This window comes from Psychromonas sp. KJ10-10 (genome assembly GCF_047323245.1).
In the GTDB taxonomy this organism is placed as follows: Bacteria; Pseudomonadota; Gammaproteobacteria; order Enterobacterales; family Psychromonadaceae; genus Psychromonas.
This window is the reverse complement of sequence record NZ_CP178826.1, coordinates 3,408,594-3,429,915: the sequence shown is the minus strand read 5'-3', so window position 1 is coordinate 3,429,915 and position 21,322 is coordinate 3,408,594. Positions and strand designations below refer to the sequence as shown.

Here is a 21,322-nt window from a genome sequence, read left to right as displayed (position 1 = left end):
CTTGAACTGCAAGGCAAGGTGCAACATGATGGCCTTTCGAGCTAGTGACCCGCAAGGTAAGCTGTTAGGTAGCACCTTCGTTGTTAGAAAGTCTTGACTGAACCAATTATATCTTCAACTTTCTGTCCAGAAGTTACTCACCTCACAACTTGCTGAACTTTGTATCTTCATTGATTTTTAGCTTAATGAGGATCATGCTACCTCAATGCAAAAAATAAACCTCACTTCTGACCAAAAGCATAAATTAATGCAGTTACATCACGAAACGCGTGATAAGCGTGTTTGTGATCGTATTAAAGCAATTATCCACCATTCAAATGGGTGGTCTACTAGTCAAATTGCGGAAGCTTTACTCATTCATGAGACAAGTGTTAATCGACATATCAATGAATATCTTGCGACGGGCAAATTAAAGCCTGAAAATGGTGGCTCTAACGGTTATTTATCTGTTGCTCAAACAGAGGCTTTGATACTTCATTTATCCAATAATACCTATCGATATTCTTACCAAATTATTGATTACATTTTCGATACTTGGAATATCTCATTTAGTGTTTCTGGACTGAATAAATGGTTGCATCAACATAAATTTAGTTACAAATATCCAAAAGGTGTTCCTTATAAATTTGATGCCGATATGCAAGCTGAATTTATCGAGTATTACAAACAACTCAAAGCTACCGCAGGTAAGGCACCTATTTTGTTTATGGATGCAATGCATCCAACTCAGGCGACTAAAGTAACATGTGGGGGGATCCAAACGGGCCAAGATAAAAGTATTGAGACAACCGGAAGTCGAACACGATTAAATATTATTGGCGCTATTAACTTAAGCGAAATTGGTTCGGCGGTTGTTAAACGTTATGAAAAAGTAAATAGTGATTATATTAATATTTTCTTAGCTGAATTGAGGGCACAACATCCGCCGGATCTGAGTATTCATTTGATACTAGATGGCGCGAGCTTATCATCGTTCAAATATAGTAAAAAACAAAGCGAATGAACTTAATATTCAACTTCATTATTTACCACCTTTCAGCCCCAATTTGAATCCAATAGAGCGACTGTGGAAAGTAATGAATGAGCACGTGAGAAATAATAAATATTTTTCTAGTGCCCAAGAATTTCGAGAACAGATTGATCAGTTTTTTGAAAGTAAACTTCCTGAGATAGGAGACTCATTATCGAGTCGAATTAATGACAACTTTCAAAAGCTAACACCTGCATCTTGAAGTGGGATGGGTATATAACCTCACTTCTGGATAAGCCAAACGATACAGTACTGTATGATACATTTCTTTAAGTGATTGATACTTAATTGTATCTCGTTTTTATTATCCAGGGCTAAGGTTAGGTGTTTTTATCGATTCTATTTATTTAAAACCAATCATAAAGTCGCCATGATTTCTGCAATCACAATAATTAAAACTAATGAAAAAGGATAAACAGTCGCATAAGCAATTTGTGGGGCTTCAGATTCAGTCATTGAATCCGTAGCACTTAATCCTGGTGTTGATGTCATGCCACCTGTCAAAGCGCCTAAAATAGATAAGAAATTAATTTTTAGAATAAAACGCCCAACAAGTACCGTAACAATCATTGGAATTAATGTTATTAATGCACCATAAATAAATAAAATAGCGCCATGTTCCTCAATAGCTGGAAGCAAACTCTTCCCGGCACTCAAACCTACTGGTGTTAAAAACATTAACAGTCCAAACTGACGTAATATTCGATTTGCAGAACTTGAAAGGTTCCAGATTACGCCTGCAAATTTTCCCTTCCAACTTAAAAATATTGACGCCAAAAGCACTCCACCTGTTAGCCCTAATTTAAGCTGGATACTGCCTAATGGAATAGCTAAAGCGCCAATTAAAACACCTATCGCAATACCAAATGCGACGGGTAAGAAACTTGTTTGTTCAATGCGTTTTAAGCTATTGCCAAAAAGTTGTGTAATCGCTGGAACATTACCTTTTGAGCAAGATATTAGGATTTTATCGCCGTATTTTATTCGAGTCGTAGGGTGGGGGCTAAGTCAATACTTGCTCTTCTTATTTGAGTGATGGTTGCAGAGTAATTTTCTAAAAGATTAAGCTCTTGAATTGTTTTGTTTACAACACTATGGTTACTTACTACGTACCATTTTACTTCATATAATCCGCTTCTTGGAATTTCTATATCCGTTACCTTACCTAATAAAATTTCTATTCTAGATAATGCATTTACCGTTCCTACTGCTTTTATTATGTCTCCCTTTTCTAAAACGGTACTACTGGTTGGTGAAAAAGGAACTTGATTAGGTTTCATAATTCGTGAAATGTTCGCCTTGGTCATAAAACGAATTTTTAACTCTTGAATGGTTTTCCCGTTCACATTTTCATTAGTGATAACCAAATTTTTATTAATTACTGGAGGGGTGTTAGAGCGTGAGATTGTGGCAAAGTTTTCTTCTTCTTTGGACATATTTACTCTAAATAAAGTCGGGCCTAATTTTACAAATAAAATCACCCCTAAAACCCCAAATGGATAGGCAATACCATAACCGATGGACGCTAATGGTGAATTAGACGCTTCGATAGAAGTCGCTAAACCAGGTGTTGATGTTAATGCGCCTGTTAATAAACCGCTCATCATATTCATGTCAACATCATAAATATAAGAGATAGCCACTGCGGTTATTCCGCCTGTCACAACAGTGATTCCTGCCAGCACAATAAGTGTTGTACCCTGTTCTTTAAAGGAACTAAAAAATGAAGGGCCAGCTTGCATTCCTATGGTGTAAATAAATAATACTAATCCAACACTTTGTATAATCGGAGGAATGCTAAAGTTAATGCCGTATAAGTTGTATAGGTAGCCAAAAAAATAGCGACAAAAATAACCGCCGAGGTGTCAAAACTAATTCCTTTTAATCGTACATTACCAAGTGCTGTACCAAGACCAATAACGAGAAATAACACGAAATAGTCTTTGGTGAGCAATTCTGTAATAAATTCCATAAATAATACCTGTTTTTAAAAATTCCATTTAAGCCCGCAAAGATATACCTAGCATCATTGCGTTAGTAATTAATGTAACATAACGTACTGGCAACGCTAATTAATTTTATAGCCAGTTCAGATAACTTAGATCGAAAACAATTAGTAGGTCTTTTTGTTTTATATTTGTTGACTAAATAACCTCAATTTTGGATATCCTAAATAAGATACAGTACAGTTTTTACGCGTATTTCTGCGTTAAATCATCTACCAATAACCCGTTATTGCAAAGGTAATTTGCCTTGAACTCTACAAAACTAACAGCACTGTATGATATGTTTTTTAAGTGCTTGATAGTTATCTTCTTTCTCTTCCATTATCCAGAAATAAGGTTCAATAGAGCTAATGGTTAATCCTTGTGATGTATTTCTGTTCACTGGCTGTAAGAAATAATCTTTTTTATTGAATAGTTTTAATTCGTCGCTAAGCATTTGTAAACATGAATATAGTTAACACTTAGGTTGCTTGTTGTATGCCACTTTTTAGTCAATAAATTGTATGCCATGCCAATCTGTGTAACTCTTTTCATATCTGCCATTGTAGCCATTCTTTGTAGCTCATTAGGGGTAACAAAATCGCACCAGTTATGTGTGCCAATAGGTAAGTAACGCATGATATATTCTGCACCAATAATCCCAATTAAATAAGATTTAAAGGTACGGTTGAGCGTTGCCATAATAATACAGCCATTAATTTTGCATAGTTGACTACATTGTTTTACCAATGCCTGCTTATTAGGAACGTGCTCTATAACTTCAGCATTAATGACCACATCATAATGTTTATGGTCATTTTTACTGGCATGTTGTGCATCTTCGTGGCGGTATTCAATATTAAGTTGAGACTTTAGCGCATGTCGTTTGGCTATTTCGACGCTCATTTCACTTACATCTATACCAACAACACAAGCGCCTGCTTTAGCTAGTGGTTCACACACTAAACCCGCACCACAACCAACATCTAAAATTTTTAATCCTTTTAATGGATCAACCTGATTAATGTCTCGACCCAAATGATGGCATATCTGAGTAATAAAATAGTTTACACGAGCACGGTTAAAATCAAGCGCCGTTTTATATTGTCCCTTTGGATCCCACCAACTTTCCGCATACTTATCAAATTTTGCAATTTCCGTTGGGCTAAAATTACGTGTTGAGGTGTCTTCAACGTTATTAGTTTGTAGCGGTTTAAGCTTACTTTTGTCTAACATAATAAATAGTTCTCTTTAATTTACAAAGGGCACTTTGACAGAAACAATAAATGTCTTATCTGAGCCTCTGTATTACTCGAAGTATGATCTTCTGATGTTTCTCTGAGGTCTCATTTATTTAGTTTATTACGTTAATAAAAGCAGTTAGGTTCATCTTTGTGATTAAAAATCGAGTGATGGTTATAATGAATTTTAATTAATAGGGCGACTTTAGGTTTAGAGTTTCAGGTGTGCTTTATAGTTGAAAAGAGAATTTGAAAGAGTACCGAGATTAAAAACTTATACACATAAGCTAATAAAATGGATCGAGTCTGCAATACAGAACAAAATCGCTAACTCTCGGTTTCTGAATGTAATATCTTTTGTATTTTATTTATAGCAAAAAGTTAAGTTATTAATACAAGTCGAGGTTTTATGAATATCATAAAAAAAGGATGGCAACACTATTGTAACTGGTTAGATGAAATGGGCTTAACCCCAGAAAACAAACGTTGCTGTGTGCCACTTGATGAACGTGCGCAAAAAGCAATTCGAGCCGAGCAAAAATCTGATTCTTTAGCTGATACTAAAAAACGGATTTGAGGTATTTTTAATGAAAGTATTTACAATTGCATTTGTTTTTTCAGTTGTTACGTTATTCATACTGATGATCTTAGATACTGGCTTATCAAACTTATATTGTGTTTGGCCTCTTCATATCATCGAGGCAACAGGAATACTGGGTAATAACCCAGAAGGTTTTTATAATGATTGGTTGCAAATATCCATGACCTTCTCTTTGCTTGTGCAAACTTCAATCATATATTTCCTTACATCGAGATTAAGAAAATAATAAGCACTTTCAGTCTCGTTTATAGGCGCTAGCGGTTTTTTAATTTCCAACGATAGGCTGTAAATAGCCTGCCCCAAGTTGGCGCATTTGTCGCTCAATCCAGGTAACTCTTTGGCTGAGTGTTGCTGTTAAATTTCGTGGATCACGTGTACGTGGACTAGGTAATAATACCGCTAATTGTGCTGTTTGATGTGATGTCAGCTGGGTAGATGATTTACCAAAGTAATGTTGACTGGCGACTTCAACGCCATAAATGCCTTTACCAAATTCAGCGATATTTAAATACACTTCTAAAATACGTTTTTTGCCCCAAGCTAATTCAAGGCTAATAGCCAAACCTGCTTCTAAACCCTTACGGATAAAGTCTGCAGCTCGACCATAAGAAAATATTTTTTGCTGTTTGTTGGCTAATAGTACTGGCACCACGCAATCCATCACCATTATCGTATTGTTCAAGTGCATCAAGAATCGCACCAAAATCAACACCAAAGTGATCGGGAAAGCGTTGATCTTCAGAGGCGACAACTGCTAAGGGCATTACCGATGGAAGCTTATCAATACTGATCCATTTTTGAGATACTGGGTAGGGGCTTTGCAACATAAATGCAGTGGTTGGCAAAGGCACAAAACGAAACAATAATAGGGTGAGTATCATTAATAGCATTAATCGCCATAAAAAATACCAGGCCTTATTTATTAAACTTAATTTTCGTTTTTTGTTTAGCATTTATTGTCTCTAACTAGGTTATTTATGAATAGATTGTAAAGTCATTCATAAGCAAATAACCCAATAGCATGCCATATTTTTATTATTTTATCTTGTGATCAAAAAGGAAAGGACTAGGAAGATTGATTGAAGTTGGTGATTTTCCTGCTTCTTGTTTACTTAACACAGTAATACCAAAAGAAGTAAAAAGGTGCTCAGTCTTGCTGGTTAAAATTACCCCTAGCGGTGTTGTGAGTTTTGAAGTGAGAACAACTATCTCCTGCAACTCACGCCTTGCTAGTACTAATTTTTCCTACGCAATACTTGAACACTTCATTATTTCCTTTGGTATAAACAATAAGCTGGGATTATTTTATTTAAAACCGTCTGAGTGCAACATTAAGCGCATAGTGCTTGGTCAATGTGGTAGTCAGTATCTTTACTTTCATTTTTCTTACCCCATGCTTTTTCATGAAAGAAATAAGCAAAGGAGTTGATTGTTGGTTCAATGATTGCCATTAATCCACCGATGAAAGCATCGCCAGTTAAAGCGTAAGTGACAGCAAAAGCAACATTAAAGTGGATAATGGCAAAACTCGCTGTTTTTACTTTGGTCATTGATTCGCGCTTTTTAAGGAAAGGTACGTTTTGCCACACCTTTTCATGGAAATAAAAAGCAACAGTATTAACTGATGGCTCGATGATAGCGATCAAGCTACCTAATAAAAAATCACCAGTTAATGCAAAAGCAACTAAAGTTGCGATGCTGAAGTGAATAACTGCAAAAGTAATTGTTTTAGCCATTGTGAGCCTCTCTTAAAGTTCTTTGTTTTGTTTGGTATCTCTGTTTCGTGTGGTCATTATTGATAATTATTATCATTAAGTAAAATGGGAAGTTTCTATTCTATTGATAGGTTTTATTGTTTTTTTTAAATTTTTCAATAGGATTTTTTGTGGTTTTTGCGGAGTACTTAATTTACTGAATTCGTTTAGGTGTGTTAATTCTATTAAATTTAGTTTTATAATTAGTAATTATTGATTTAGGCAAGTTTAAAGATAATCAGCAAAGGCTGTTCGCTAATTATCTTTATTTATTATGTGGCAGTGTTTTGTCATTAACCTCCTTGAGGTATATACCAATTCCGCTAACTAATTGATCAATCTTACTGGTTAAAAGAAGCTATTTTCGCGTTGAAAGTTTTGTAAAGGGAACGACCATTTACTGCAACTTTCGCCTTAAACTAGCTTCTTTTTCCTGCGTAATATTTGATCATTAAATCAACGGAGTTGGTATTATTCTTAAGATCCCTTCACCATCAATACCTAAATAAATATATCCATCATTACCCTGAAAAACATTTCTGACTCTGCCGACACCTGCTAATAACTTGGTTTGTTTGACTACGCTTTTGTTGTTTATATCTAATAATACTAAATGTCCAAATTTCATGGAACCAAGTAATACCTTGCCTTGCCATTGCGGGTATTTATCACTGTTGACATAGGTCATGCCAGAAGGTGCGATTGAAGGATCCCAGTATAATTTAGGTTGTTCCATACCTTCTTTTTCAGTGATATCAGTATAGTTAGTACCAATATAATTAATGCCGTAGCCGATAACTGGCCAACCATAATTATTACCAGCTTCAATGAGGTTAACTTCATCGCCACCCCTTGGGCCATGTTCATGTGACCAAATTTGGCTATTATCGGCAAGTGCCATTAACCCTTGTGGGTTACGGTGCCCGTAGGAATATATGGCTTTTTTAGCGTAAGCGTGCTGATAAAAGGGTTAGAAGTTGGGATACTGCCATCAAGGTTTAGACGATAAATTTTACCGCCATCTAATGATAAATTTTGTGGGTTCTTATCTCGTTGTCCACGGTCGCCAATTGAAAAATAAATAAACTCATCCGTGATAGCAATGCGACTTCCGTAATGTTGCCCTTTATTTGAGCCACCTTCACCAAGGTATAACTGTTTCTGCTCAACTAATTGATGATTAATAATATCTAACTTAGCGCGCATTAAAGCAGTATTACTGCCTCTTTTATTATTACTGGAAGTTTTACTGGAATAGGTGAAATAAATAAGTTTGTTTTTGCAAACTCAGGGTGCAGGGCAATATCAAGTAAACCGCCTTGCCCATTGTTATGTATTTTAGGTAAACCAGTTATTTCAATGGAAGGTTTTCCCTCTGTTAATAACCATAACTTACCGGAACGTTTCTGTCGCTAAAATCTGCCCATTTGCTAACTGAACCATTCCCCAGGGAATAGTCACATCGGACCAAATCACTTGTGTTTGATAAGTCGTTTTATCTTCAATCATAGGAAGTGAATGTTCAGCCTGTACTGCACTAGCTAAAAGACTGAGGAGAACGAACACTAGTTTCTGCCAATATTTCATATTTGCTCCTTTGTTACCTGAAGAGTAGATGATAATGATTGCTTTTTAATCACTTCATTATGCGAATTTATACCCGTTACCAATCAAGATGCTTTGTTCAGTCGCTAGCTCGGACAGCAAGGCAAGGCACAACATGATGACAATGGCTAGCCCTTATCGAATGTTGTAACGATGAATTGCTTTTCGAGCTAGCGACCCATAGGGCAAGTTTTGAAGCAAGTATCTTCGTTGTTAGAAAGTTTTGATTGAACCAGTTAGATCTTCAACTTTCTGCCTAGAATCTACTCACTTCACAACTTGCTGAACTTTGCATCTTGAATGGTAACGGGTATAGACTGCGCTTTACAAGGTTGGATTAATCATAGTAATTGTAATAATTAATTTTTAATGCAATTAAATTGTTCTATTTAAGGTCTTTTAAAATGTAATGAGTGCATTCAATAGATTTTAAAAGAGGGCGTAATGAAAAAAATAATTACAACTGGTTTGGTAGCGATTGCGATACTCAGTCAACCACAAGTATTAGCAGAAACCTTTAATAGTGGTGCAGACTCTGTTGCCTTAGTTGAACTTTTTAGTTCTGAAGGTTGTAGTTCTTGTCCGCCTGCAGATAAGAAATTAAGTGCATTGTTGGATAATCCGCAATTATTTAGAAAGTTTGTGCCTGTCGCGTTCCATGTTGATTATTGGGATAGATTAGGTTGGGCTGATCCCTTTGCCACTCCAGAATATACCGCTAGACAATATAGTTTGTTAACAGGTGGTAATCATCGAAGTGTTTATACACCAAACTTTATTATTTCGGGTAACGAGTGGAAAGGTTTTTTTACTGGCCATTCTATAGAAGGTGCCGTAGACAGCTTGGCTAAAAGTGCGATTGGTAATTTAAAAATTGACTATCAAGCCTCAGACTCTCAACATAAAGTAAAAGCGATATTTTCGCCCGATGAAGGATTCATTGCGGATAAAAATGAAACCTTGGTTTTATCTGTTGCCCCCTTAGGAATGGGATTAAAAACGGATGTAAGGCGCGGTGAAAACCGTAATAAACAATTACAACATGAATTTGTCGCTTTAGATTGGCAGAAAATTGCGATGACATATGAAAATAATCAATGGGTTGCGACCTTGAATTTATCTAAAGATGCGCATAAAGAGCAAGCACAGGCGATTAGTGCATGGGTCAGTAATGAACATAGTTTAATCCCGATTCAAGCAGTGGGTGGCTTTATCAAATAAAGCCACCATTTAATAAGAGACTTGTAATTAATACAGAACTCTCCAAAATAACGAGGTAAGATAGAAAGTATTATCATTTATATTTACGACCCTTGGTAAACAATTATGACAAAGCAACAGCCTAAGAAAACTTGCGAGACTAACCCCGCGCCTATCATATCTAGTTTCAGCGAACTTGCTAAATTGGCAGATTATTCACTGATGGATACGCTCAATTGTGATCCCGATGCGACTGAAAATGGTGTAGATCATAACGAACGGCAGGTTTTCTCTGGCCATTATGTTCCTGTTAAACCAACACCCATTAAAGATCCTGAGTATGTTGCGCACAGCAATACTTTCTTCTCTGAGCTTGGTTTAGCCGACAGCTTGGCGGAGTCTGCTGATTTCATGCGTATGTTCTCTGGAGATATTTCTCAGGTTCCTGCACCAATGCGACAGGTCGGTTGGGCAACAGGATACGCACTTTCTATTTACGGGGTTGAATTTATTCATCAGTGTCCGTTCCAAACCGGTAACGGATATGGCGATGGACGTGCGGTTTCTGTTCTTGAAGCTGTTATTAATGGTCAGCGTTGGGAAATGCAATTAAAAGGCGGTGGTCGTACTCCCTATTGCCGTGGCGCAGATGGTCGAGCAGTGTTGCGCTCCAGTGTCCGCGAATTCTTAGCTCAGGAACATATGAATGCACTGGACATTGCGACATCACGATCTTTGAGTTTGTATGTGTCAAAAACCGAAACGGTAAAACGTGGATGGTATGCAGAGGGCTCTCGTTCAGAGAATCCCGATATGATGGTTACTGAACCCGTTGCTATTTCGACCCGTGTTGCACCTTCATTTTTGCGCGTTGGACAAATTGAATTATTCGCTCGCCGTACCCGTGATGATGAAAACATGATTGCGCTAGAAGAACTTGAAAAAATCGTATTGCATTTGATTGATCGTGAATATGCACAGGAGATTGATAGTAATCTCAGCACGCCTGAAAAAGTCCTGTTGTTAGCGCAGGCATTTCGTGACCGTCTGACGTCATTAATCGCGGACTGGATCCGCGTAGGCTTTTGTCAGGGGAACTTTAACAGCGATAACTGTGCGGCTGGTGGCTTTACACTGGATTATGGCCCTTTTGGTTTTACTGATCTGTTTGATCCAAATTACCAACCCTGGACAGGCGGAGGAAATCATTTCTCGTTTATGAATCAACCCAAAGCGCACGCAAAGCAATTTCGATATGTTTTGTTCTGCTTTAAAACCTTTACTGGTTTCAGAGCAGGATCACTTGCTTGCACTTGACGATATTAAAAGTGACTTTTCAACCGTTATGAAATCCAAAATGCAGGTTATGTGGGCTAGCAAACTAGGGCTTAGTAGCTTGAAACCTGCCTCTCATAAGGCCTTGTTTAACGAGTTACAAACACTCATGATGCAAGCGCCTATCGACTATACCATTTTCTTCCGAGAACTATCATCGATTCCAAAAGACATTCGTCCTCTGAAGAAAAGTTTTTACAGTAATTTAATTAATAAAACTAAGGCGCAGGAGTCAGAGAGCAACCAAATCGACACGCGTTGGATAGAGTGGTTTGTAAAATGGAAAGCACTGCTTAACAGTGACTGTGATGCAAATTCGGGCAGAAGCATTGAAGAAGTGTCTAAGCAGATGAAATTAGTTAATCCTAAATACACTTTACGTGAGTGGTTTGTAAAACCTGCTTATCAGCAAGCGACAATAGGAGATTACACTTTACTTCGAGAATTACAGAGAGTGATGACACAACCATATGCAGAGCAATCCCAGCATATAGAAGATAAATATTATGAATTGAAACCACTTGAGTTCTTCAACATGGGTGGTGTATCGCATCTTAGTTGTTCTTCGTGAATCATTAGATTTATAGTTAAATATATACAGCCGGGGTACGCTAGAAATGACCCCATTGTATTCAATAAATTCTATCTAATCTAATAAAGCCGATAAACGTAATAATTCTGCATTTAAGCGACTAACTTCTTGCTCCAAAAATTCTACTCGTGTTTCTAATGCAGACAGTATCATTGCTGGTATTTATTGAAGAGGACGTTGTTGCTGTTTCAATTTCTGATATATCAGAAAATAAATGAATATATCGAGAATCTCTTTTACCTGGCTCTCTTGCTAATTTTTTCACTAATTGGCTATTGTTTAAATTTTGTAATTGTTCAAGTGTCTCTTCTACTTCATTCACATTACTAAAATTAGCTAAACGATTGGTTCGAGTACGAAGTTCACCTGGTGTTTGCGGGCCACGCAGAAACAACATACAAATAATCGATTTTTGTTGATCAGTTAATTGTAAACTGCTGAATGGTGTATTACAGAATCGATGCTTATATTTATTTACTCTGCCAGATGCACTTGAGTCGACCATCAGTTGCTTCATATCGATTAATTCATCAATAACATTTTGTACTTCAGTTTCTGACAACTGCATAACGGGTTCTCGATTACTTTTTTGATTACAACCGTTGGTCAGAGCATTTAAAGACAATGGGTATTGTTCTGGTGTGGTAACTTCTTTTTCCAACATCACGCCAATGATACGATTTTGTAAAGCAGTTAATGTTATCATTTGAAGGATTTCCTTTTATATTCAATTGATTATTATAATGTGTTGTTATCTTAAAGTGATATTAAAAATTTAACTTATGGCAATATTAATCAAATCTTTTCATTTCAATATCTCTCTTTTAGTCCTGTTTATTTAGCGCTTTCCTCCATTACTTAGCAATAATTATTTGCTACAAACTAACGCCTATTTCTGCGTTAAATCATCGATCAATAACCCGTTATTGCTAGCATGATTCGCCTTGAACTATACAAAACTAATAGCATTGAAAGATATACTTTTTAAGTTGTTGCTATTTAACTTTATTTCGCTTCCATTATCCAGAACAGAGATTATTGAATTCATTTTCAATAACAACACCTTTTGTAAGCTAATTTTTATTTTATTAAAAAACATATTTATATCGATTTCCTAGGTCGCTTTATTTAAATGTGTTTACTAAGCTCATTAAATAATTTCAAAATAAATACTTATTCTTAAGTATTGCTACCTTTAGTTTTATAAATATAGGAGTTGTAGATGAGTTTATTCAAATCTATTTCTATTCAACATCGATTAATGATTGCTATGTTAGTCGCAGTAATAATTTCAACTAGTGTTGTTGGGTATATCGGCCACTCTAAAGCAAAAGATTTACTTGTCGCTCGCTTACAGCAATCAGATTTACCTAACTTATTACAAAGCATTAGAAACGCCGTTGATGGTGATATTTCAAAAATGAAAGTTTTGACCAAAGCTATTGCTACTAATGCTTACATTCTGGATTGGATAGAGAAACAGTGAAAATACCGCTGAAAAAGAGCCTATTTTAATTAAAACCTTAGGCAAAATAGCCTCAGACAATGGCTTGAGTAATGCTTCATTTGCCGATAAGACATCTAATAAATATTGGAATCAAGATGGGTTTTTAAGAGTCCTTGATACAAACCAAGATGGTTGGTTTTTTGCTTTTAAAAGTAGTGGGAAATCGGAGTCTGCAAGTGTTTATTCAGATACTAATGGTGATGTAGACCTGTTTGTTAATTACCAAGATTTAAACGGAAGAGGCCTGGCAGGTGTTTCTAAATCATTTAATGATATGATTTCGTTTTTGAATAGTTTTCAAATAGAAGAAACGGGATTTGTTTATCTTGTTGATAATAAAGGCGCGATTAAAATTCATAAGGATAATAGCAAAATTGTTAATCATACTCTTGCCGATAGTTATCCGAATATTGATACCCAGTTATTATTAAAAGAGCAGGGTTTTAAGTTTCAAGAGACGGATGATTTAATCATTGCGAGTAGTTATATTCCCAATTTAAATTGGTACGTTATTGCTGAAGTGCCGAAAGCTGAACTTTATGTTGGTTTAAATGAATCACGTAATTATATGCTGATATGCTTTGTTATTATTGTGGTTATTTTTATTTTTATCAGCTTAATATTAGCTAAAAGTTTAACTCGCCCAATTAATGAGCTTGCTTTGTTGTTTCAAAAGTTGGGGCAGGGTGAAGGCGATCTTAGCTATCGACTTGATGATAGTGGCGATAATGAAGTATCACGTTTAGCAAGTGGCTTTAATGGTTTTATTAGCAACATACATTTGGTGATTAGCGATGTATCTTCTAATTCTAAAGAAGTTCGACAAACTTCATTAGAGGTTTCAAATGGTGCTGAGCAATCGAGATTACAGGCACAGGAGCAACGAGATCTTGCTACACAGGTTGCCACTGCCATTGGCGAAATGGGAGCTACTATCTCTGAAATCGCAACCAATGCAACACATGCGACTGATGCTACTAATATGGCAACCAATCAGGCTGAGCAAGCATTAGCTGTGGTACAGCAGTCAACTCAACGTATCGATGAAATGGCACAAAACATGGAGTCTGTTTCTGGCACCATTGAATCATTAGCGAATCAGAGTAACAATATTAATACGGTACTTGATGTAATACGGAGTATCTCTGAGCAAACTAATTTATTGGCATTAAATGCGGCTATTGAGGTCGCTCGTGCGGGTGAGCAAGGCCGTGGTTTTGCTGTTGTTGCAGATGAGGTAAGAAGTCTAGCGCAACGCGCAAGCAAGTCTACGGAAGAAATTCATCAGATGATTACGCTGTTACAAAATGACTCGAAACTTGCGGTAGATGGTGTGAAAGAAAGTAGAGAAAAAGCTGTCCTAGGCATGGAAGGTGCACAGCAAACTAACAGTGCACTAAACGATATTGTAGAAAATATTAAACATCTTTCCGATCTCAATACGCAGGTTGCTACTGCGACTGAAGAGCAATCTGTGGTGGTACACGAGATAAACAAACATGTGCATTCGATCAGCGATAGTACTGAGAGCAGTGTAACCACTTCAGAAAATATGGCTAAATCAAGTGAATCACTAAGTAGTATGGCAAAAAGTCTAGATAGCTTGGTAGCGAGATTTAAAATCTAAGCCAATTACATCAACTTAAAACAAATTATTAGCCTCGAAATTTCGAGGCTTTTTATTCAACCAGTTTAAACTTGATTGGTAATATTCTCAGTTAAATTATGGGAGCTTATGTGCCAAAACGATAGTGTAGTTGTAATGGTGGTATTTTTAAGTAAATTAAGTGAGTCATTCATCTGTTAAGTAGACAAAATTTGTAAAAGCTATTTAGAACCCCATCAATATTTTCAAGTTAATATTTAATAAAAAACAACTGTTTAAATTAAGTTTTACAATAAACCTTATCCATCTAATACCCATTATGCAGTTTTGCTGAATAGAAATATTTTCAATTTCACCCGCTTTTTTAATAACCACAAACAAGCTTTAAAATCATTCACTGGATAATTTAACTGTTATTATTCTATACTCTATTTAAAATGAAAGACCTGAACTGAGTGATATTAACCACTTACGCCACACAAATAAGGACTTATATATGAATCCAGTTACAAAAAGAATTGGGGTTTTAACCGCTGGTGGTGATGCGCCAGGGCTAAATGCGACATTAAGAGGGCTTGCAAAGGTCGCCCAAGATAACTATGGCATGGAGATAGTTGGCTTTTTTGATGGCTATAAAGGCTTGGTTGAAAACAATGCTAAATTTATGAATCACTCTGACTTTTCAGGCATTTTACATGAAGGTGGATCTGTTTTAAGAAACTCAAGAGAACGACCTTTTAAAGATGAAGAAAAAGTACAAAAAATGGTTGATAACTACCATGCCTGGAATCTTGATTGCCTAGTTGTACTTGGTGGTGGTGGCACCAATAAAAGAGGTTACTGGTTAACCGAAAGAGGCTTAAATGTAATCGGGTTGCCTAAAACAATTGATAATGATATTTACGGGACTGATATTACCTTTGGTTTTCATTCTGCTTTAGAATTTTGTACTGATGCAGTAGACAGATTACATACAACGGTCGCTTCACACCAAAGGGTTCTGTTGGCTGAGATTATGGGTAATTCTGCTGGATGGCTAGCGTTATACGCAGGTATTGCTGGTGGTGCAGATGCCATTATTCTTCCTGAAATTCCCTACGATATTAATAAATTAAAAGAACATGTCGATAATAGAATGAAAACCTCTAAGTCTAAGTTCTGCGTGATTGTGGTTGCAGAGGGAGCGAGAACATTAGATGAAGCCGAGCTAACTAAAAAACAGTTTAAAAAGAAAAGAAGTAAAGAAGGAATAAGTGCGCCCACAGAGTTTCGATGCAATTGAATGAAATTTCGGATTATGAATCACGGGTTTCTGTTTCTAGGTTATTTGCAACGAGGCGGAAGCCCTACCGGGTATGACCGTGTTTTAGCAACTCAATTTGGCGCAAAAGCGGCTGAGCTTCTTTATAAAGGCGAATACAATCGATTAGTCTCAGCAAAAGGTTTAGAGGTTTCCTCTGTGCCTTTAGCGGAAGTTGCTGGAAAAACAAAATTTGTTCCTAAGGATCATATTGCAGTTAAATCAGCAAAACAAACAGGTATTTGTTTTGCTGATGAATAATATCAAGCATAAAGCTTTTTCATTTAGTTAAGATCATGTGTCAGCGAGTTTAGTAACAACGCGCTGACTCCTTCTTAAATAAAAGCTTAGATGCTTTTATCTTTGGGGGTAAATAATTTCACTATTAACATAAAGAATAGTGGTGCAAAGAATATGATTAATACTGTTGCACCAATCATGCCTCCCATTACCGAAGTACCGATTGCATTTCGTGCATTTGCACCCGCACCTGTACTAATCACTAATGGTAAAACCCCCAAGCCAAAGGCCAGTGATGTCATGATGATTGGACGTAAACGCATCTGACAAGCCTGTATGGTTGCATCAATTAATGACATGCCTTTTTCTACCTGCTCCTTAGCAAATTCAACAATTAAAATGGCATTTTTTGCAGTTAGGCCGATAGTGGTTAACAAGCCTACTTGGAAATAAACATCATTTTCTAAGCCTCTAAACATGGTTGCACTTAATGCGCCTAATACTCCTAATGGCACCACTAGGATAATTGCGATTGGAATACTCCAACTTTCATACAAAGCGACTAAACATAAAAATACCATTAACAGTGAGATAGCATAGAGAATAGGCGCTTGACCACCAGACTCTAATTCTTGGTAAGACATACCTGTCCAGCTCACTTGGATATCTCTAGATAACTCAGCCGCGATGCGATCAACTTCTGCCATCGCATCACCTGTACTATAGCCTTCAGTAGCTTCACCTAATAACTCTAACGCAGAGTTACCGTTATAACGAGATAGTTGTGGAGAGCCTTTCCCCCAGTGTGATGAGCTAAATGCAGAGAGTGCCACCATTTCACCTTTGTTATTTTTGACAAACCATAAATCAAGATCTTCTGGTGTCATGCGGTATTCTGCATCGGCTTGAATATAAACTTTTTTAGAGCGTCCATTATCAATAAAATCATTAACGTATGAGGAAGCCCAAGCAATCGATAAGGTTTCATTAATGTCTGTAATCTCTAAGCCTAATACTTTAGCTTTTTCATAATCAATATCTAAAAAGAATTGTGCATTATCTTCTAAACCGTTAGGTCTCACTTTTTGTAATATTGGACTTTTAGCCATCTCTGCCATTAACTGATTGCGTAGATTAACTAATTCATCGTGTCCGACATTGCCAATATCTTCTATGAAGAAGTCAAAACCAGATGCTGTCCCTAACTCTCGTATCGGAGGGCTATTAAAAGCAAATACAGAGGCTTTCTTGTAACCAGAAAAATGTTGCATGGTACGCTGAATAATTGAATCAACATCTGTACCTTCAGCGGTTCTCTCCGACCAGTCTTTTAAGCCGAGAAATACCATTCCCGCATTTTGCCCTTTACCTGAGAAGTTAAAGCCTGAAACGGTAAAAACAGTATCAACAGTTTCACTTTCAAACTCTGAAAAGTATTTTTGCACTTCTTCCATTACTTCTGAGGTTTGGTTTATTGTTGAGCCATTAGGCAGGCTAACCATGACTAACACTTCACCCTGATCTTCATTAGGCAAAAATGAACTAGGAATTGAGTTATACATATAAGCAGTAGCACCTAATAACAGTGCATAAACAAATACGAATCGAATAGGGCGAGTTAAGACCTTTTTGATTGAAAAACCGTAACCAGACATGATTTTGTCAAAACCTTTATTAAAGGCTTTAAAAAATGATGGCGTTTTTGTTGGGTCGGCGGGTTTCAATAATGTTGCACAGAGTACGGGTGTAAGCACTAAAGCAACCACCACAGATAATAACATTGCCGATACAATGGTTAATGAAAACTGCTGATAGATAGCACCCGTTGAGCCTGACATAAAGGCCATTGGAATAAATACTACGGTTAATACCATCGTAATACCAACTAAGGCGCTGGTAATTTGTTGCATTGATTTTTTAGTTGCTTCATAGGCAGAGAGTTTTTCCTCATGCATAATTCGTTCAACATTTTCTACTACCACAATCGCATCATCAACTAATAATCCAATCGCCAGTACCATACCAAACATGGTTAGTGTATTGATCGAAAACCCCATGATAGACATGATGCCAAGGGTACCCAGCAATACAACGAGAACGGCGATAGTGGGAATTAAAGTTGCTCGTAAATTTTGTAAAAATAACAACATCACTAAAAATACTAAACCGATAGCTTCAAACAGAGTCATCACTACTTCAGAGATAGATAAACGAATAAATTTGTTACTATCCGATGTTTTCGCAATTTCTAAACCTTCGGGAAAGCTCTTTGATAATTGCAATAGCTTCGCATCAACGGTACGCTTGGGTATCCAGTGAGTTTGCCCCCGTTGCTAAGGTAATCGCGATACCTGAAGAATCATAACCATTGTATTTTGGAACAACACTAAAGTCTGAACTACTTAGTTCAACGCGAGCGACATCTTGTAAGCGAATTTGAGACCCATCTTCATTGACTTTTATTAGTATATTCTGAAACTCCTCAACGCTAGTTAGCAGACTTTGAGCTGTGATGGTGGCATTAATTAGTTGAGATTCAGTGGCTGGTGTGCCGCCTAATTGGCCAACAGTCACTTGGCTATTTTGTTCGGAAACTGCGCTTGAAATGTCTCCTGGAGTCAGGGAGTAACTATTTAATTTAGCGGGATCAAGCCAAATTCGCATCGCATAGGATGGACCAAAAATAGTCACTTCACCTACGCCAGTCACACGGCTCACGATATCTTTTATATTTGAGTTTGCATAATCTTGAATGTCACCCGCGGTCATAGAGCCATCGGGTGAATAGATGTTAGTGATAGACATAAAACCAGAAGAACTTTTAGTGACGGATGTTCCCTGACTTTGCACTGCTTGCCGGTAAGCTATTAGAAACTTGCTCGCAGGTTATTTTGAACTTGAACCTGTGCAGTATCAGGATCAGTATCTGAGCTAAATGTCAGGGTAATAGACGCACTACCAGAGGAATCACTGGTTGACGACATATATAACAGATTATCTAGGCCGGTTGTCATGCCTTGCTCTATTACCTGTGTAACACTGTTTTCAATGCTTTTAGCTGATGCACCTGGGTAAGAAGCACTAATTTTAATCGATGGTGGGGCAACCACCGGATATTGTGCCACAGGCAGAGTCGCAATGGTCGCAATACCAGATAACATGATTACAATGGCAATTACCCACGCAAGAATTGGTCTGTTTATAAAAAAGGTAGACATAATAATTCCTAATAAAGTATTAAATAAATGATGAGGTGATAATGCAACTGTTTATTGTTTTAACTCAGCGTCAGTTGCTTGTGTTTCAGAAGTCGAATCTACGATCACTTCTATCTCATTCTTCATATTTGATAAGTTATTAATCACCAATTGATCGCCACTGTTTAACCCATCCGTTACTACCCAGGAATTATCAACTTCACGACCAATGGTGATTGTTTTTTTCTCTGTGATACCGTTTGCATTAACAATAAATACCGAAGGAGCACCTGATTGGCTTCGTACGACGGCAGATTGGGGAATGATTAAATAATCTTTTGCCTTGGGTTGGGAAATATTCGCTCGCACAAAGCTACCCGGTAATAGGGCATGTTTAGGGTTTTCAATTAAGGCACGAAGTGTAACGCTACCAGTTGAATCATTAACTTCTAAGTCTGCAAATTCTAAATAACCTGTTTCCCCGTATTCAGTACCATCTTCTAAGCTTACTGTCACTGGCACCATTATTTTTTCAGTTTTATCGCCATTATCAGTGCCAGCAAATTCTTGACGTAGTTTATAAAGTGAAACAGCAGATTGTTGCATCTCAATATAAACTTGATCGATTTGAATGATGGTTGTTAATAATGAAGATTGTTCCGCTGTCACTAATGCGCCTTCGTTGATTTCTGAAGATCTAATTTGTCCTGAAATAGGCGCCTTTATATCAGTATAAGATAGTTGAATACTGGCATAATCAAGATCTGCCTGACGAATCGCGACTTCTGCTTTTGCTTCTAGATACACTGTGTTTGCTTCATCGTAAAGTTGCTGACTTGCTAACTTTTTCTGTAACAGTAGCTCATAACGATCTAATTCTTTTTTGGCTGATTGCAAAGAGGCTAGTGCTTTTGCTAATTGTGCTTCAGCGCTATTTACAGTTGCCTGGTAGACGGTGGCATCAATTTTATAAAGTATGTCACCCTTTGAGACTTCTCCGCCTTCAATAAACTCACGACTCTTTACGATACCCGAAACTTGAGGTCTTACTTCTGCTTCTTTGTAGGCAGTAATTCGCCCTGGTAATTCATTACTTAATCTTAATGTAATAGGCGATAAAGTGAGTGTGTCCACATGAGGTGTTTGTATGGGAGCCTGTGCTTGTTCATTTTCTGCTTCACAGCCTAACAACACAAGAGGAATGATTAAAAAGATAATATTTTTAAATGGTGTAGCTAAGCGCATAATAAAGACCTTTAAAGTAATGATTATAAATAATACTGATGAATGTATCGTTTATCGGGTTAAGTGAAGGTTAATGTGAATAAGAGAATGCGATAGTATATAAATTTGTTATTGCACTAATGTGTCCTAGGAGCAGTTGATCATTGCCGTCTAAATTTTATGAAAAATTTAAAATCAAACCGGATCATGTTGTTATAAAGGTTTATTTAGGTTTTAATCACGACCTTAGTAACTGTAAAGACACTTTTAAAAAGAATCTTCCAGTTACTATTAGCTTTACTGAAGCAATAAATTAAATTTACAACAGATGTAAGTACTCATAAAAGCCAGCTTCTTGTGCATAATCGTAAGCTGTTTTTCCTTCATTGTTTTTTTGTGTTATTTGCGTCCAAGGTTGTTCCATTAGCATCTCAAATATACGCGGATTATCGTGTTTATTTTTAAATAAAAATATTAACGGAGTATCTCCCGTTGCATTTGCTTTAATAGCTTGTGCATTATAATAAGCTGGATGTTGTAAAAGTAACTCAACCATATCTGCGTGATTGCCTTCTATCGCTGAATGTAAAGCAGTGGATTTTTCTGAATTTGATTGTAATAAAGGATCGACATATTTTTGTTTAAGCAAAAATTTCATAATGCCCATATGTCCACGAAAAGTCTGCGGTATGAATCGGTGCGTAAAGAGATTGTTTTTGTAAGTCAGCGCCTTGCTCTGCTAAAAACGTTAATACTTCTAATTGATTAGATTTAGTTGCAAGATAAGATCCTGTTACCCCTTGATTAGCATCAAAATTAATGTCGAAACCTTTGTTTATTAAAAATTGTACCATTGCTAACTCGCCAGCATATTGCTGCTTTAGATAATAATGATGAGCTATCAT

The 21,322-nt window shown here is 36.8% G+C and carries 17 protein-coding genes and 5 pseudogenes; 8 read left to right on the top strand and 14 right to left on the bottom strand.

All coding sequences use genetic code 11. The features are described 5' to 3' along the window. Nucleotides 1–205 precede the first annotated feature (205 nt). Nucleotides 206–1,232, top strand: a pseudogene (locus ACLKMH_RS19765) (IS630 family transposase). Nucleotides 1,233–1,387: 155 nt separating this feature from the next. Here the strand turns inward: ACLKMH_RS19765 and ACLKMH_RS19760 are convergent. The 4 genes from ACLKMH_RS19760 to ubiG form a co-directional block, all read right to left on the bottom strand. After that, the gene (locus tag ACLKMH_RS19760; RefSeq protein WP_413702411.1) at nucleotides 1,388–1,891 is read right to left on the bottom strand and encodes a hypothetical protein; all 504 of its coding nucleotides are present in this window, start codon (nucleotides 1,889–1,891) and stop codon (nucleotides 1,388–1,390) included. Between the two features lie 119 nt (nucleotides 1,892–2,010). Further along, nucleotides 2,011–2,814 (bottom strand): TrkA C-terminal domain-containing protein, encoded by an 804-nt coding sequence (locus ACLKMH_RS19755; RefSeq protein ID WP_413702410.1) that lies wholly within the window; start codon nucleotides 2,812–2,814, stop codon nucleotides 2,011–2,013. After that, entirely contained in the window at nucleotides 2,796–2,963 is a 168-nt protein-coding gene (locus ACLKMH_RS19750; RefSeq protein WP_413699637.1) for a hypothetical protein, read from the bottom strand. The genes ACLKMH_RS19755 and ACLKMH_RS19750 overlap by 19 nt, the downstream gene beginning before the upstream one ends. Before the next feature lie 490 nt (nucleotides 2,964–3,453). Next, the gene (gene ubiG, locus ACLKMH_RS19745) at nucleotides 3,454–4,251 is read right to left on the bottom strand and encodes a bifunctional 2-polyprenyl-6-hydroxyphenol methylase/3-demethylubiquinol 3-O-methyltransferase UbiG (RefSeq protein WP_413699636.1); all 798 of its coding nucleotides are present in this window, start codon (nucleotides 4,249–4,251) and stop codon (nucleotides 3,454–3,456) included. A 414-nt stretch (nucleotides 4,252–4,665) separates the two neighbouring features. On the opposite strand from ubiG, the gene ACLKMH_RS19740 reads away from it, so the two are divergent. Both ACLKMH_RS19740 and ACLKMH_RS19735 read left to right on the top strand, forming a co-directional pair. Then, nucleotides 4,666–4,833 (top strand): hypothetical protein, encoded by a 168-nt coding sequence (locus ACLKMH_RS19740; protein ID WP_413699635.1) that lies wholly within the window; start codon nucleotides 4,666–4,668, stop codon nucleotides 4,831–4,833. Between the two features lie 10 nt (nucleotides 4,834–4,843). After that, nucleotides 4,844–5,083 (top strand): hypothetical protein, encoded by a 240-nt coding sequence (locus tag ACLKMH_RS19735; protein ID WP_413699634.1) that lies wholly within the window; start codon nucleotides 4,844–4,846, stop codon nucleotides 5,081–5,083. A 39-nt stretch (nucleotides 5,084–5,122) separates the two neighbouring features. Here ACLKMH_RS19735 and ACLKMH_RS19730 read toward each other — a convergent pair whose 3' ends face one another. The 5 genes and pseudogenes from ACLKMH_RS19730 to ACLKMH_RS19710 all read right to left on the bottom strand — a co-directional run bounded on the left by ACLKMH_RS19730 (nucleotide 5,123) and on the right by ACLKMH_RS19710 (nucleotide 8,198). Continuing rightward, complete coding sequence (locus ACLKMH_RS19730) at nucleotides 5,123–5,506, bottom strand: transglycosylase domain-containing protein (protein ID WP_413699633.1); 384 nt, start codon at nucleotides 5,504–5,506, stop codon at nucleotides 5,123–5,125. Further along, the gene (locus ACLKMH_RS19725) at nucleotides 5,436–5,747 is read right to left on the bottom strand and encodes a transglycosylase domain-containing protein (RefSeq protein ID WP_413699632.1); all 312 of its coding nucleotides are present in this window, start codon (nucleotides 5,745–5,747) and stop codon (nucleotides 5,436–5,438) included. Before ACLKMH_RS19725 ends, ACLKMH_RS19730 begins: the two co-directional genes overlap by 71 nt. Nucleotides 5,748–6,188: 441 nt before the next feature. Next, the gene (locus ACLKMH_RS19720) at nucleotides 6,189–6,593 is read right to left on the bottom strand and encodes a DUF2061 domain-containing protein (RefSeq protein WP_413699631.1); all 405 of its coding nucleotides are present in this window, start codon (nucleotides 6,591–6,593) and stop codon (nucleotides 6,189–6,191) included. A gap of 469 nt (nucleotides 6,594–7,062) precedes the next feature. Then, a pseudogene (locus ACLKMH_RS19715) lies at nucleotides 7,063–7,966 on the bottom strand (PQQ-dependent sugar dehydrogenase). Nucleotides 7,967–8,003: 37 nt separating this feature from the next. Continuing rightward, nucleotides 8,004–8,198 carry a hypothetical protein gene (locus ACLKMH_RS19710; RefSeq protein WP_413699630.1) on the bottom strand — a complete coding sequence of 65 codons (195 nt, stop codon included), beginning with the start codon at nucleotides 8,196–8,198 and terminating at the stop codon, nucleotides 8,004–8,006. A gap of 462 nt (nucleotides 8,199–8,660) precedes the next feature. Between ACLKMH_RS19710 and ACLKMH_RS19705 the strand changes: the two genes are divergently transcribed. Together ACLKMH_RS19705 and ACLKMH_RS19700 are read left to right on the top strand one after the other, a co-directional pair. Next, the gene (locus ACLKMH_RS19705) at nucleotides 8,661–9,437 is read left to right on the top strand and encodes a DUF1223 domain-containing protein (RefSeq protein ID WP_413699629.1); all 777 of its coding nucleotides are present in this window, start codon (nucleotides 8,661–8,663) and stop codon (nucleotides 9,435–9,437) included. Nucleotides 9,438–9,542: 105 nt separating this feature from the next. Further along, nucleotides 9,543–11,322, top strand: a pseudogene (locus ACLKMH_RS19700) (protein adenylyltransferase SelO). A 121-nt stretch (nucleotides 11,323–11,443) separates the two neighbouring features. On the opposite strand, the gene ACLKMH_RS19695 reads toward ACLKMH_RS19700, so the two are convergent. After that, entirely contained in the window at nucleotides 11,444–12,049 is a 606-nt protein-coding gene (locus ACLKMH_RS19695) for a YceH family protein (protein WP_413699628.1), read from the bottom strand. A gap of 516 nt (nucleotides 12,050–12,565) precedes the next feature. On the opposite strand from ACLKMH_RS19695, the gene ACLKMH_RS19690 reads away from it, so the two are divergent. From ACLKMH_RS19690 to ACLKMH_RS19680, 3 genes and pseudogenes are all read left to right on the top strand, one after another. Beyond that, nucleotides 12,566–12,829, top strand: a complete 264-nt coding sequence (locus ACLKMH_RS19690) for a hypothetical protein (protein WP_413699627.1) — start codon at nucleotides 12,566–12,568, stop codon at nucleotides 12,827–12,829. 64 nt (nucleotides 12,830–12,893) lie between these two features. Further along, complete coding sequence (locus ACLKMH_RS19685; protein ID WP_413699626.1) at nucleotides 12,894–14,477, top strand: methyl-accepting chemotaxis protein; 1,584 nt, start codon at nucleotides 12,894–12,896, stop codon at nucleotides 14,475–14,477. Nucleotides 14,478–14,952: 475 nt separating this feature from the next. After that, nucleotides 14,953–16,017 (top strand): annotated as a pseudogene (locus tag ACLKMH_RS19680) (6-phosphofructokinase). A gap of 86 nt (nucleotides 16,018–16,103) precedes the next feature. Here ACLKMH_RS19680 and ACLKMH_RS19675 read toward each other — a convergent pair. The 4 genes and pseudogenes from ACLKMH_RS19675 to ACLKMH_RS19660 form a co-directional block, all read right to left on the bottom strand. Continuing rightward, nucleotides 16,104–19,214: pseudogene (locus ACLKMH_RS19675) on the bottom strand (efflux RND transporter permease subunit). Between the two features lie 51 nt (nucleotides 19,215–19,265). Further along, nucleotides 19,266–20,438, bottom strand: coding sequence for an efflux RND transporter periplasmic adaptor subunit (locus ACLKMH_RS19670; RefSeq protein ID WP_413699625.1), 1,173 nt, complete (start codon nucleotides 20,436–20,438; stop codon nucleotides 19,266–19,268). Between the two features lie 298 nt (nucleotides 20,439–20,736). Then, the gene (locus ACLKMH_RS19665; protein ID WP_413699624.1) at nucleotides 20,737–21,075 is read right to left on the bottom strand and encodes an ankyrin repeat domain-containing protein; all 339 of its coding nucleotides are present in this window, start codon (nucleotides 21,073–21,075) and stop codon (nucleotides 20,737–20,739) included. Next, nucleotides 21,059–21,322 carry an ankyrin repeat domain-containing protein gene (locus ACLKMH_RS19660; RefSeq protein WP_413702409.1) on the bottom strand — a complete coding sequence of 88 codons (264 nt, stop codon included), beginning with the start codon at nucleotides 21,320–21,322 and terminating at the stop codon, nucleotides 21,059–21,061. Before ACLKMH_RS19660 ends, ACLKMH_RS19665 begins: the two co-directional genes overlap by 17 nt.

Excerpts from the sequence above, each read along its gene's own strand:
- ubiG (WP_413699636.1), bottom strand. The coding sequence starts at position 4,251 with ATGTTAGACAAAAGTAAGCTTAAACCGCTACAAACTAATAACGTTGAA.
- ACLKMH_RS19740 (WP_413699635.1), top strand. The coding sequence starts at position 4,666 with ATGAATATCATAAAAAAAGGATGGCAACACTATTGTAACTGGTTAGAT.
- ACLKMH_RS19735 (WP_413699634.1), top strand. The coding sequence starts at position 4,844 with ATGAAAGTATTTACAATTGCATTTGTTTTTTCAGTTGTTACGTTATTC.
- ACLKMH_RS19725 (WP_413699632.1), bottom strand. The coding sequence starts at position 5,747 with ATGCTATTAATGATACTCACCCTATTATTGTTTCGTTTTGTGCCTTTG.
- ACLKMH_RS19720 (WP_413699631.1), bottom strand. The coding sequence starts at position 6,593 with ATGGCTAAAACAATTACTTTTGCAGTTATTCACTTCAGCATCGCAACT.
- ACLKMH_RS19710 (WP_413699630.1), bottom strand. The coding sequence starts at position 8,198 with ATGAAATATTGGCAGAAACTAGTGTTCGTTCTCCTCAGTCTTTTAGCT.
- ACLKMH_RS19705 (WP_413699629.1), top strand. The coding sequence starts at position 8,661 with ATGAAAAAAATAATTACAACTGGTTTGGTAGCGATTGCGATACTCAGT.
- ACLKMH_RS19695 (WP_413699628.1), bottom strand. The coding sequence starts at position 12,049 with ATGATAACATTAACTGCTTTACAAAATCGTATCATTGGCGTGATGTTG.
- ACLKMH_RS19690 (WP_413699627.1), top strand. The coding sequence starts at position 12,566 with ATGAGTTTATTCAAATCTATTTCTATTCAACATCGATTAATGATTGCT.
- ACLKMH_RS19670 (WP_413699625.1), bottom strand. The coding sequence starts at position 20,438 with ATGCGCTTAGCTACACCATTTAAAAATATTATCTTTTTAATCATTCCT.
- ACLKMH_RS19665 (WP_413699624.1), bottom strand. The coding sequence starts at position 21,075 with ATGAAATTTTTGCTTAAACAAAAATATGTCGATCCTTTATTACAATCA.
- ACLKMH_RS19660 (WP_413702409.1), bottom strand. The coding sequence starts at position 21,322 with ATGATAGCTCATCATTATTATCTAAAGCAGCAATATGCTGGCGAGTTA.